Below are 12,540 nucleotides of genomic sequence, written 5' to 3'. Positions count from 1 at the left end.
CTTGCAAGTATAGCAGTAACGAAGCAAAAGGGGTGGAATGTTCAATGGAGAAACCAGCAGTTTTCCGTGTGCCGGAAGCGATCTTTTATGGAAGGGGATCTTCCGAAAAAGTTGGTGCTGAAGCGGCGCTTAGAGGGAAAAAAGCATTAATAATCAGTGACAAAATAATGGATCAGCTTGGTTATGTAAGCGAATGCAGAACCTTTCTTCAGGAAGCCGGAGTAAAAAGCGAGGTATACCTTGGGGTAGCATCTGAACCAACTGATGAATATGTGGCAGAAGCATTGGTGCATTTTCAAAAAGAGCAATGCGACATGGTCATCTCAGTAGGAGGCGGCAGCTGTATTGATACGGCGAAGGCCATCGCCGTTCTCGCAACGAATGGCGGCTATATCGGCGATTATATGGGAGGAAGGAAACTTGCCCAGAATGCCCCTGTACCTCACATTGCCATTCCGACGACAGCTGGGACAGGCTCAGAGGCAACAGATGTAACAGTCATTACGAACTCATCCAATGATGTAAAAATGATGATTAAGCAGCCTGCCTTCATGCCGAGTGTAGCGATTGTGGATCCTTTGCTCACGATATCCTCACCGAAGAATGTTACATCTGCAACAGGGGTCGATGCATTAAGCCATGCCATTGAAGCATATCTGTCCAAAAAAGCACATCCGATGACCGATACAATGGCGGTATCAGCTATGAAACTGATCGTGGATAATATTTTAACCGCTTACAATGAGGGGGAAAACGTCGATGCCCGTGAGGCGATGAGTCTTGGCTCTCTCCAGGCGGGAATGGCGTTCTCAAACGCATCCGTATGTCTTGTGCACGGAATGAGCCGCCCGATCGGGGCTTTGTTTCACGTGCCGCATGGAATCTCGAATGCCATGCTTTTGCCAGCCGTATTGGAATTCAGCCAGGAAGCATGTGTAGACCGCTTAGCGCACATCGGACGAATTTTTCAGCCGGATGATGAAAGCCTTACCAGAGAAGAAGCAGCTGAGATCGCTGTTCAATCTGTTAAGAATTTGTGTTTGAAATTAAATATTCCTAACTTAAGAGGATGGGGAATTAGCGAAGAGGCTTTTAAAGCTGCTGTAGCAAAAATGGCAACAGATGCGATTGACAGCGGCAGTCCTGGCAACAACCCAAGAGTCCCGACTCAGAGCGAGCTGGAAGAGCTATACCATGTTTGCTATGAATATCAGTTTTCCTCTGAAACTGAAAAAGTGTAACAGGGGGACAATCAGATGCTTGGAATGCTGGGGTTAATCGCTTCATTGATTCTATTAATGTATTTAACAATGAAAGGCGTAAATATAATTATTGCCGCCATCATCAGCGCCGTTGTGGTTGCTCTTACAGGAGGACTTAACCTTGAGACTGCCCTGACAGAGCATTATATGACAGGCTTTACAAATTATTTTTACTCTTGGTTCCTAATCTTCCTGCTTGGGGCAGTTTTCGGAAAAATTATGCAGGTAACCAAGGCGGCCGACAGTATTGCGAATTGGGTTAAGGATACACTGGGCCCATCCAGAGCTGTATTTGCTGTCGTGGCAGCAGCGGCAATTATGACATATGGTGGTGTCAGCTTGTTTGTCGTAGGCTTTGCAGTGTACCCAATTGCTGTTTCCTTGTTTAAAGTGGCTAATCTGCCGCATCGCTTTATCCCGGCCGCTTTGGTGTTCGGTTCGATTTCGTTTACGATGACAGCACCGGGCTCACCGGAAATCCAAAACCTGATTCCAACTGAGTTTTTCGGAACGAAGCCGACTGCTGGCGGAATCATTGGAGTGTTAATGGCATTAATCATCATGATAACAGGCGGTATTTTACTAAGCCGAATGGTGAAAAAAGCGGTTCAAAATGGAGAGGTATTTTCTTTGCCGAATCAGCCGTCCAGTGCTGCAAATGAGTCGGCGGCTGCCCTGGAAGCGGAGCTGTCCATGCAAAGACCTGATGCCGCTCCTGCAGGGAAGGACTTCCCGCATGTATTGATGGCGATATTGCCGCTGGCTTCCGTTATTGCCATTTTAAACACAGCCGCCAACTTTACCTCGTCAACGGCTGCTGCTTTAATTTCCCTGACCAGCGGAATCATTTTAGCTTGTGTATTGATGATTAAATACCTGGTTGGATTTTGGGAGGCTTTGGCAAAGGGTGCCCAGGATGCTTTAGTCGCCGCGGCTAATACGTGTGCGGTCGTGGGTTTCGGAAGTGTTGCCGCCCAGGTTGCTGCCTTTGATACATTCGTCGATGCTCTGGTCAATATTCCGGGACCTCCCTTAATGGGACTGGCTATAGCCGTTACGCTGATTTGCGGGATTACAGGTTCGGCTTCAGGCGGTTTGGGGATTGCCCTTCCGATTCTGGCGCCTATGTATATGGCCCAAGGCCTGGATCCTGGCGCGATGCACAGGATTTCTGCACTTGCTTCGGGCGGACTGGATTCACTTCCGCATAATGGCTATGTGGTCACGACGATCCGGGCCATCTGCGGTGAAACCCATAAGCGCTCCTACTGGCCAATTTTTATCCTGAGTGTAGCAATGCCAACGGCTGTATTATTCCTGGCTGTGATTTTATATTCAATTTTTTAAAATAATTGACTTCAATTTTGAAAGGGGATTTTACTCATGACAGCGACAACAACAAAGGTATTAAAGAACTTTATCAATGGAGAATGGGTGGATGCAAACACGGAAAAATTCGAAGTGGTGCCAAACCCTGCAACGGGCGAGGAGCTTGCACGCACACCGATTTCCACCCGTGAAGATGTCGATAAAGCTGTTCAGGCTGCGAAAGAAGCGTTTAAAACCTGGAGCAAAACGCCGGTGCCAAAAAGAGCCAGAGTACTATTTAAATATCAGCAGCTGTTAGTAGATAACTGGGACGAACTGGCAAAGCTGATTACACAGGAAAACGGCAAAAACTTTAAAGAAGCATACGGTGAGGTTCAGCGCGGAATTGAATGTGTAGAATTTGCTGCAGGCGCGCCATCTCTTATGATGGGAAAGCAGCTTCCTGACATTGCGACTAATATAGAATCGGGCATGTACCGCTACCCGGTTGGCGTCATCGGCGGCATCACGCCTTTCAACTTCCCGATGATGGTTCCTTGCTGGATGTTCCCGCTTGCGATTGCCTGCGGCAACACATTCGTCTTAAAGCCGTCTGAAAGAACGCCAATCCTGGCTAATCGCCTGGCAGAGCTGTTCACAGAAGCTGGCCTGCCGGCTGGGGTATTCAACATTGTTCACGGTGCCCATGATGTAGTAAACAGCCTGATTGATCATAAAGATGTACCGGCGATTTCTTTCGTTGGCTCCCAGCCTGTTGCCGAGTATATCTACAAATCTGCAACAGCGAACGGCAAACGCGTACAGGCGCTAGCTGGAGCAAAGAACCACTCCATTGTCATGCCGGATGCAGATCTCAATGGCGCAGTTAAAGAAATTATTGCTGCCGCTTACGGATCAGCGGGTGAAAGATGCATGGCCTGCTCTGTTGTTGTAGCTGTAGATTCCGTTGCTGACGAGCTTGTTGAGAAACTGAATGAGCAGGCAAACCAGCTGACCATTGGAAACGGATTGGATGAAGATGTCTTCTTAGGACCAGTTATCCGCCAGGAAAACAAAGAGCGTACAAGCAATTATATTGAAATTGGCGAAAAAGAAGGAGCTTCTCTTGTACGCGATGGCCGTAAAGACGAGGCATACCAAGAAAACGGCTATTTCATTGGACCAACGATCTTTGACAATGTAAAACCATCCATGAAGATCTGGAAAGAAGAAATTTTCGCACCAGTTTTATCTATCGTACGTGTAAAGAGCCTGGAAGAAGCAATCGAGCTTACCAACAAATCCGACTTTGGTAACGGCGCATGCTTATTTACTCAAAATGGAAGCAGCGTCCGCTACTTCAGAGAAAACATTGAAGTGGGTATGCTCGGCGTCAACATCGGCGTACCGGCACCAATGGCCTTTTTCCCATTCTCCGGCTGGAAAAACTCATTCTATGGAGACCTTCACGCAAACGGAACAGATGGTGTGGAATTCTATACGAGGAGAAAGATGCTGACTGCGCGCTGGTAAAAATAAGAGAGATGAGGCACCTGCAAATGCGGGTGTCTCTTTTTGTTAATTACATAGACCCATATATTTAAAAAAAAGAGTGCAAAAGGTCACAAAATTTCACGTTTTCTGTCGATATAATAAAGGAGTATATATGAGATGGGGAGATCAATGATGTTCGGAAAAGGAAAGTTAAAGCAGCTGGAGGAAGAAAAGCGGAAACTGGAATCAAAAATTCAGGCTGCTGAAGAAGAATTTCAGCGCCGGGAAAAATATTATCAGACACTGATTCATTCTTTTAATGAAGATTTGACGAATACGGTAAGCCAGCATGAGATTGTCAATGGACAGCATTACATGCTGGGAGATTTGGTTTTGAAAATTAAAGACGGTTTTGAAAACGTAAAAAGACATAGTGAAGCTACTTTTACAAACAGCCTCTCTCTATCGGATAAAGGGGGGAATCTGATCCAGTCTGCAAAAGAGATGGTAAAAAGCTCGGAGGAAGGCCGCGGGTCCGTCAGCAAGTCTGAACAGCTGATTAAGCAGCTGGGTGAGCAATTAGAAGTGAATTCACAGAAGATGGAGGCGCTGAGCAAAAGGTCAAAGGAAATTGAGATGATTGTTCAGGTCATTAAAGATATCGCAGAGCAAACCAATCTATTGGCATTGAATGCATCCATCGAAGCGGCACGGGCAGGCGAGCAGGGCAAAGGATTTGCTGTCGTTGCGGATGAGGTCCGCAAACTGGCTGAAAGCACAGCAACGAGCACGGCTAATATCAGTTCCCTGACAAAAAATATTCAGGACGATATTGAAGCAACACTGAACTCAACAGTGGCGAGCACCGAATTAATTAAAGATGGCATGTCCCTCAGCGGCCAAACTACCAGCAAAATTGATTCGATCACAAGCCTTATCCACACAGTTGAAACAGAAGTCAGTGAAGTGATTGAAATGATAAATGCTCAGAAGGGATATTCCCAGGAGGTGGCCGATGAGATTTCGGAAACGAAGTCTGTTTTCGATCAAGTAAACGAGCTGATCCAGAGGCATATTGACGATGCGCGGGTCGTTGACGAGAAGCTGGAAGGGGCCATCTCGCAGGTTAAGGCGGTAAATTACTAAGTTTTCTAAAGGGGTCAATTATGAAAAAGAAAAAACAGAAAGAAAAAGGGTCACTGTTTTCATTTACGATTAGAAAGAAATTATTGCTCTCATTTATTATTATTCTATTAATCCCATCCACTTCAATTGGATACATTTCCTATCAAAAGGCTCAAGATGAGATAACAAGCCAGATTGAAATGAGTGCGGATGACAATGTAAAAATCCTTGACCAATTTATCATGGACTTTATTAAAACAAAAATGGAAGATACGAATTATTTTTCAAAACGGATAAAGAAGGATTTCTATACTGCGGAAGAATTAGAGGAGACGAATAAAGCCTTTAGTCAATATAAAGAGCTGAATCCGGAGGCAGTCGCCATTTATGCAGGCTCTGAAAATGGCGATTTAGTCATTTATCCGCGTGCAGATTTGCCGGCTGACTTTGATGCAACCACACGCCCCTGGTATCAGGGAGCCATGGAGGCAAAGGGAAAAGCCTTCATCACAGAGCCATATGTTGATGCTGTAAGCGGAAATATCCTAATCACAGTAGCCCAAAAGCTCGGTGACAGCTCTGGTGTTATCGGGATTGATTTAAGTCTCTCTGCTCTAAGTGAGCTATCCAATAACATTAAGATTGGGAAGGAAGGATATCCCGCTATCTTAAGTGCGGAGGGAAGCTTTTTAGTTCACCCGCAGGAGAAGCCAGGCGCACAGGCAGAGGGAAGCTGGCTGCCGGAAGTCCTGGAAAAGGAAAAAGGGCAGGTAGAATACACTCTTGATGGCGAAAAGATAGAAATGCACTTTACCACCAATGGGCTGACAGGGATGAAGGTGCTTGGCACAATGAATCTGGAAGAAGTAACATCAGCCGTAGAGCCTATCCTAGTATCGACAATTATATTCATAGCCATTTTCGTACTTATAGGTGCACTTATTTCATATTTTATTGTCCGTTCGATTACACGCCCGCTCAATCAGCTGATTACCGCAACAGATAAAGTCAGCCAGGGAGACCTGACCCAGAAATTTGATGTTAAAAATAACGATGAAATCAGCAAACTGGGCATCAGCTTCAATAAGATGGTCGCCTCGCTTCAGCAATTAATCAACCAGGTAGGTGAAAAAGCGGTTCACCTTGCTTCGTCATCGGAACAGCTGACGGCGAGCTCCGAACAGAATAACATGGCAACAGAGCAGGTGGCCAACTCCATCCAGGAAGTAGCGACAGCTACTGAGCAGCAGACGGAAAAGGTGAAAGAAAGCACTTCTGTCGTAAAGGAGATGTCCGGCCGCATTCAGAGAATCATGCTCAACACAAATGTCGTTGCCCAAACAGCTAATGAAACAAATGAAGTGGTTGTAAAAGGAAATGAAGCGATCGACCTTTCAACAAACCAGATGAAAAATATTAATCTAACAGTCTCTGAACTAGGCTCAATTGTCCATACTCTAGGGAAGCGTTCGGAGGAAATTGGCCAGATTGTCAATGTCATTTCTGAAATTGCAGACCAGACGAATCTGCTCGCACTGAACGCAGCGATAGAAGCAGCAAGGGCAGGTGAGCACGGAAGAGGCTTCGCCGTTGTAGCCGATGAAGTCCGCAAGCTGGCGGAACAATCATCGAAATCGACGGAAAGCATCCGCGAACTGATATCAACGATCCAAACGGACACAAGCAAGGCCATCACTTCAATGGAAAAAGGAACAGCTGAAGTGGAAAAAGGAATTGACCTGGTTAACAATGCCGGAGATGCTTTCAGCCACATCCAGCAATTTGCCGACACCGTTTCGGGCCAGATCGCGGAAGTTTCCTCATCCATCAAGGACATGGCCGAAGGTGCCGACCAGGTGGTAGAACTCGTAAGCGCAATCGAAGAAATTGCCGCTGTCACCACAGCCGAAAGCCAGGATGTATCCGCTGCTACAGAAGAGCAGCTCGCGTCCATGGAAGAAATTGCGGCATCTGCTGCTTCGCTTTCGGGAATGGCGGAGGAGCTGCTGGATTCTATTAAGAAGTTTAAAGTGAATTAAATAGAAGGACCCGCCGGTTTGGCGGGTCTGTTTTTATGTGGCCGCGGGTTCAGAATGTGACCCCTGCAAAAAGAGCACGGAAACATACAAATAGACTCTTAACCCTGCAAATAGGGCTGGAAATTCTGCAAATAGAATAGGTAATTTACAAATAGTTAGTTGGATTCTGCATATAGATGAACTGCATAAGAACGGGAAACGGCTCGTTTAGTTGATTTGCAAATAGAACCGGGGATTCTGAAAATAAACCGGAGTATTCTGCAAATAGAACTGGAAAAATGCAAATACCAGGCTGCTACCTGCAAATAGACGAGCAGCAATAGATCGGGGATCAGTCTAGGATTATCAAATTGCAAATAGAATCTTAGATTTTGCAAAAAGAACTGGGAACTCGCAAGTAGATTCAGGCTTCCTGCAAATAGATATATTCCTCCCAAATAAAAAAAGCTGCAAAAGCGTATCCAGCGCTTTCGCTGCTCTGTTTAAGGAAAATAGATATCAAGACGATTCTTATCTCTCCGCATAATATAGTAATTTTGAAAATCCTCGCCTATCAATATATTACGATACTTCTTCGAGTTGATGGTTACGATCCGCTTTCTGTTTTTGATAAAATAAATCGTCCCCTCGTGGACGTAAATCTCATTAAAGCTGATTCCATCCCGATCAATAAGCTCCTCTTCATAATAATAATTCAAAATGACATGCCTGTTCTTATAATCACACAAAATCATCAGGTCCCTCATATGTTCTTCCATACCCTCAAAACATACCCCCGCATCCGCATTGATCGATAAATTGAGTGTCTACTTTATTTCCGAAGTATATGAGCAGCGCTTCAGTTAGATAGTTATCGGGATTACCTAACTCAGCTGGTGTGACTATATTGACATAATATCCTTTAGCTGTCTGGCTTACTGCCGCCATCGCATCGTTGATCAGAAGCTCCAAATCACTAGCGTAATTACCATGCTCAAGTGAAATAGACCAGTTCTTTTCCATATTAGCACCTCAATTCAGCCTGATTATAAAATAATTTATTAGAAATATTTGTGCAGTTAATCACTATTCAGGGGATTTTTCGTAAATTCGGTGTCTTTTATTTCTTTTAAACGAAAGGTTCATCCTGGAGAGTAATCTTGAAGCCGTATAGGGGGAGGGTATATGGGTGAATAAGCGAAATTCCCAGTTGGTAATTGACGGCTTAATAAGCCGGAAGTAGTCTTGGATAGCATCTTCATGTGCCAGGGGGGAGGAAAACAAACACATTGGGCAGTGCCATTTCCCCCAATGGAAAATCATCGGAAGGGAAGTGCATTTAGGACAGCTAACACCAGTGAGAACTTCCTCAGCTGAGACATTGAAGTGCTCGAGAACCTCGGATTGTGAAGGATTATGTTTTTTTAACAAAGTTCGGCACAGCTTCCGTATCTCTTTAGGGTCAGTTTTTTCTTGAGGGTACTTATTTTCAATCTCATTAATTCTGTATAAAAGATGATGGGAGTGTAGAACTTTGTTAGATATACTCAGTGGATCTTTATCGGTTTTAATAATGGTGGAAGGATGGCTGATCACAACTAAGAATTCTACAGGAATCCCGGGAAATCCATTAAAATCGAGCCACGTTCTAAACTGATTCGTCTGATGTCGGGCTTGTGAAATGGGGTCGTGAAACCCTTCCTCTTTGTCATTGTGAATGCGGAGGAGCTGCTGAAAATGAGGGTCGAAAATCAAAGTTCCAGTCCAATTTTTCACTTCTAAAATGAGTGCGAAGTTCGTAGTTATCAGCAATGCATCGATCTGGAAAAAGTGTGTTCCGCTTGATAGCCGCAGGTTATGAAAAATCCAATATTTTTTAGGATCTAGAAAGCTTAAGTAATAAAATAATCTTTCTTCTCCCTTAAAGCCAGCGCTTCTCATTTTAAAATCTGAGGTCATTTTTTCTCGCGCGGGATGCTGTTCGGGCGTTCTTCTTAACAACGCTTCAAGCTGTAGGTTAATTTCGGGGACTTTCAGGCTTTTAATAATCAAGTATGTCTCTCCTTTCTATGATAATAAGTTATTTTCGATAGTAAATCTTAATTTATTTTTTTATATTGGAGTTTATTTGCAGGTTTTTGTGCTCTATTTGCATATTATCCAACTCTATATGCAAGTGTTAGACAATGGTTGTTTCCCGAATATTTTATTAGCAGAAAGTAGGCTGCTATATGCAAATTCCTATTTTTATTAGCAGAAAGTAGTCTGCTATTTGCAATACGACCCTTGCTATTTGCAGCTTTCACACTCAATTTGCAAAGTCCACATTCATGGAAGGGACGAGGGGACAGGTCCCATGTCCCACCCTCAGACCATACCCTCCGCATCCACTTTATTTCCGAAGTGCAATACTAAAACATCTGTTAAGTAGTCATCTGGATTTCCCATTATAGCCGGTGTGACGATATTGACATAGTATCCCTTTGCCGTCTGGCTGACAGCTGGCATAGCATCATTGATCAGCAGCTCCATGTTATTTACATACTCACCATGCTCCAGGGAAGCAGACCAGTTCTTTTCCATAATGGCACCTCTCCTCAGTTATATCTTACAATACATGGAAAATAAATGATGTGAGTTGAATCACATGGGCATTAAAAAAGACAGCCGCATACGCAGCTGCCCCTTATAAGTTATTCATTTTGCCCGTAGCTGATCAAGTTCGTGAAAATGCGGTAGCCTCCCGGAACTTGGCCTTGAATCTGGCGATAGAATACCAGGTTGGTATAAAGGTAGGTACCTTCTCCGTAGTCGGCCATGAGAATTCCGCCATCAAATGGCTCCTCGTTTGGATCCCCCATGCGCACAAAGGTTTCAAAGCGGTCATCCCACTGCATTGGGTAGTATAATCCTCTTTCCTGAATCCAGTTGGCCCAATCGTCCTCTGTAATATTATTTGGATAGTTGAAGAGCGGCGATTCAGGCTGAAGAACGGTAACAGGTGCATTTTCATCTGTTACCCTCCACCTGATGGATGGGTTTCCGATAGTCAGCGGGTATGGCGCGGTGTCTTCCGTCACCCAGCCATCGTTCGGCTTATGGTACTGAACCACCATATGCCCGCCATTTGCGACGTATTCTTTTAAACGTTCATTATTTGCTGTTAAGTCTTCACGTGACAGGTAGGCACGGATACCAACAACGATTGTATCGTATTGGCTTAAGTCTCCTGAAGCAAGATCGGTCTCAGTAAGCTTCGTCACATCAAGTCCTGCATTGGACAAGTAATCTGCCACTTTATCAAAACCGCTTTCAATGTAGCCGACCTTTAAGCCTTCTGGTGCCAGCAATTCAAAGGCGACCCCATTGACCTTGGCTGGATACAGGTAATAAAATGTTCCGATATGGTCATATTGAATTTCTTGAACTGTTGAATCAAAGGTCTTTCCATTTACGATTGCCTCGGCGGATAGTTTAAAGTCACCTTCCTGAATATCCGCAGGCGGGCTCAGTGTAAAGGTAACCTCTTTTTCCTCCAATGAAGATCCGAAGTTAACTTCAGCGTTTTTCGGGCTTACTGACCATCCTTCCGGAACATTTAAGGATACGGAAGCCTGTGCAGCTCCTTCACGGTAATTTTTCACTTTTACATTGACAGGCACTTCTTCCTGAACATCAGCGGTATTAATAACCAGATCTTCAGGGGAAAGGGTAAGGCCAACGTCCGGCAGAACGGCAATGGTGCCATTCAGTTCAGAGACAGTCACTGTCTTTGCACCGGCAGATTCATAGCTGACCTTTGCCTGTATGGCAGGGGTTTCGTATGCGTGATAATACGCTGCATCAGCTGGAACTTGGATCTTAAAAGTAACTTTAGCCGTTTTACCCGGTGCAAGGTCAGCGGCCTTGGACTTATTAGAAACCTTCCAGCCCTCAGGAGTGGTCAGTTCAACGTCAGCTTTCTTCAGCTTCTGACTGCCATTATTCGTTAAGGTGACAGTAACAGCCGTTTTCTGCCCTTTTGTCAGGATATTGGTCTCCGCCTGTGCATTAATCTCAAGGTCGGAGGATACCAGGCTTACATTCAGCAGCTGTTCTTTTTTCACTTCAAGCTTATGAAGAAGATCAGATTTCAGTTGGGAATCAAGCTTGGATTTCTCCGTTTTCTTTACTAACCGGTCTGCTTCTTTTAATGCTTGCTGCGTTTTGCTGAATACCTGGCTATGGCTAGGATAGCTGGAGATAATCCTATCCAGGCTTTTCTGGAATTTTGTAAAGTGCACCTGCAATGCTTTTTCTTTCTTAGGGAGCGTTTTAGCCCATTCGTTAAAATCATATGGGATACCGGCAAAAAGATCATGGCTGCCATTTGTTTCAACCGCACTATCCACTAATTCCAGATGCGTTTGTCTTGGCGCAACAGGGATGTCATTGCCCATTCCCTGGCTTTTGTGCATATAGCGTGATTCCTCGCCGATTTGCGGATAGGACATGCCGTAGACAGGATCAAACATGCCTATTTCAATCGATGTATCTGCTGTATCTTTACTATCTGCCGGCAAATAGAACTTTTTAGTCTGCCAGACGGATAATCCCTCTTTTAATTGTTCAGGAAAAATGTTAGGATCTGCTGCATCTTTGAAGGCTTCCTGGCTGAGAATGGTCATTGTGCGGTGGTGTCCGTGCTGGGTATCCGAGTCTCTGAAGGATGGCATGACAATATCCGGCTGGTAAGTACGAATGAAACGAATTAATCTTTCATAAGTAAGGTCCTTGCCCCAGTGGCTTAAAGTTTCATCCTTTGTTTTGGAAAAGCCGAAATCATAGATGGTATCAGAGGTTGTTTCACTTAAATGGTAGGCTTTAACACCGGTGATTTTCGCTGCTTCAATCATTTCGCGGGAGCGGATAATTCCAAGGCCGTTCCCGAGCTCCTGCCCGATTTCATTCTGGCCGCCCTCGCCGCGGTTGGCAATCAGGCTTGAGGTTTTAACACCAAGTCCTCTTGATAGGTAAGCAAGAAAGTCACTGCGCTCATCGTCAGGATGTGCCCCTGTATTCAAAAAGCTGACTGTAGTGTCCAGCGGTTTCACTGCACTCCATAGGTCGGGGTCATGCTCTTCTGACTGGGCACTTCCGCTGAGAGGCAGCAGGGAGAGAATTAACGCTAAGGACAAAAAATAAACAAAGATTTTTTTCAATTTGTGTAACCCCTTTCAAAATGGTTTAACAACGCTCCTCTTACACTCCTTTCATCATAGGTCTAAAGCAGGTTAGTTAAACATCCTAACTAACTACCAGCTACTACCCGCCTAATAAAACTCATAATAGGG

Annotated in this window: 10 protein-coding genes; 5 read left to right on the top strand and 5 right to left on the bottom strand. The window is 44.7% G+C overall.

The genetic code is table 11. The annotated features are described in order from the left end of the window. The first annotated feature begins 44 nt into the window (after positions 1-44). The 5 genes from DFO72_RS13770 to DFO72_RS13750 all read left to right on the top strand — a co-directional run bounded on the left by DFO72_RS13770 (position 45) and on the right by DFO72_RS13750 (position 7,228). A complete protein-coding gene (locus tag DFO72_RS13770; RefSeq protein ID WP_113882234.1) occupies positions 45-1,241 on the top strand; it encodes an iron-containing alcohol dehydrogenase in 1,197 nt (398 codons plus the stop codon). Between the two features lie 15 nt (positions 1,242-1,256). After that, on the top strand, positions 1,257-2,609 hold the full coding sequence (locus DFO72_RS13765; RefSeq protein WP_113882233.1) for a GntP family permease: 1,353 nt from the start codon (positions 1,257-1,259) through the stop codon (positions 2,607-2,609). 36 nt (positions 2,610-2,645) lie between these two features. Further along, entirely contained in the window at positions 2,646-4,103 is a 1,458-nt protein-coding gene (locus DFO72_RS13760; RefSeq protein ID WP_113882232.1) for a CoA-acylating methylmalonate-semialdehyde dehydrogenase, read from the top strand. Positions 4,104-4,241: 138 nt separating this feature from the next. Continuing rightward, complete coding sequence (locus DFO72_RS30405; protein ID WP_279587083.1) at positions 4,242-5,210, top strand: methyl-accepting chemotaxis protein; 969 nt, start codon at positions 4,242-4,244, stop codon at positions 5,208-5,210. Positions 5,211-5,230: 20 nt separating this feature from the next. Next, positions 5,231-7,228 (top strand): HAMP domain-containing methyl-accepting chemotaxis protein, encoded by a 1,998-nt coding sequence (locus DFO72_RS13750; protein ID WP_113882231.1) that lies wholly within the window; start codon positions 5,231-5,233, stop codon positions 7,226-7,228. A 482-nt stretch (positions 7,229-7,710) separates the two neighbouring features. Here DFO72_RS13750 and DFO72_RS13745 read toward each other — a convergent pair whose 3' ends face one another. The 5 genes from DFO72_RS13745 to DFO72_RS13725 form a co-directional block, all read right to left on the bottom strand. Beyond that, entirely contained in the window at positions 7,711-7,986 is a 276-nt protein-coding gene (locus DFO72_RS13745; RefSeq protein ID WP_113882230.1) for a hypothetical protein, read from the bottom strand. A 4-nt stretch (positions 7,987-7,990) separates the two neighbouring features. After that, entirely contained in the window at positions 7,991-8,230 is a 240-nt protein-coding gene (locus DFO72_RS13740; RefSeq protein ID WP_243856165.1) for a CGCGG family putative rSAM-modified RiPP protein, read from the bottom strand. 63 nt (positions 8,231-8,293) lie between these two features. Further along, positions 8,294-9,259, bottom strand: coding sequence for a nuclease-related domain-containing protein (locus DFO72_RS13735; protein ID WP_113882229.1), 966 nt, complete (start codon positions 9,257-9,259; stop codon positions 8,294-8,296). 315 nt (positions 9,260-9,574) lie between these two features. After that, the gene (locus DFO72_RS13730; RefSeq protein WP_113882228.1) at positions 9,575-9,790 is read right to left on the bottom strand and encodes a CGCGG family putative rSAM-modified RiPP protein; all 216 of its coding nucleotides are present in this window, start codon (positions 9,788-9,790) and stop codon (positions 9,575-9,577) included. A gap of 110 nt (positions 9,791-9,900) precedes the next feature. Continuing rightward, complete coding sequence (locus DFO72_RS13725) at positions 9,901-12,408, bottom strand: NEW3 domain-containing protein (RefSeq protein ID WP_113882227.1); 2,508 nt, start codon at positions 12,406-12,408, stop codon at positions 9,901-9,903. Between the last annotated feature and the right edge of the window lie 132 nt (positions 12,409-12,540).

This window comes from Cytobacillus oceanisediminis (assembly GCF_004366035.1).
GTDB lineage: Bacteria > Bacillota > Bacilli > Bacillales > Cytobacillaceae > Cytobacillus > Cytobacillus oceanisediminis_C.
This window is presented reverse-complemented; position numbering and strand designations above follow the sequence as displayed.

What these genes read in the sequence shown, in the direction of transcription:
- DFO72_RS13770 (WP_113882234.1), top strand. Translation starts at nt 45, where the DNA reads ATGGAGAAACCAGCAGTTTTCCGTGTGCCGGAAGCGATCTTTTATGGA.
- DFO72_RS13765 (WP_113882233.1), top strand. Translation starts at nt 1,257, where the DNA reads ATGCTTGGAATGCTGGGGTTAATCGCTTCATTGATTCTATTAATGTAT.
- DFO72_RS13760 (WP_113882232.1), top strand. Translation starts at nt 2,646, where the DNA reads ATGACAGCGACAACAACAAAGGTATTAAAGAACTTTATCAATGGAGAA.
- DFO72_RS30405 (WP_279587083.1), top strand. Translation starts at nt 4,242, where the DNA reads ATGGGGAGATCAATGATGTTCGGAAAAGGAAAGTTAAAGCAGCTGGAG.
- DFO72_RS13750 (WP_113882231.1), top strand. Translation starts at nt 5,231, where the DNA reads ATGAAAAAGAAAAAACAGAAAGAAAAAGGGTCACTGTTTTCATTTACG.
- DFO72_RS13745 (WP_113882230.1), bottom strand. Translation starts at nt 7,986, where the DNA reads ATGGAAGAACATATGAGGGACCTGATGATTTTGTGTGATTATAAGAAC.
- DFO72_RS13740 (WP_243856165.1), bottom strand. Translation starts at nt 8,230, where the DNA reads ATGGAAAAGAACTGGTCTATTTCACTTGAGCATGGTAATTACGCTAGT.
- DFO72_RS13730 (WP_113882228.1), bottom strand. Translation starts at nt 9,790, where the DNA reads ATGGAAAAGAACTGGTCTGCTTCCCTGGAGCATGGTGAGTATGTAAAT.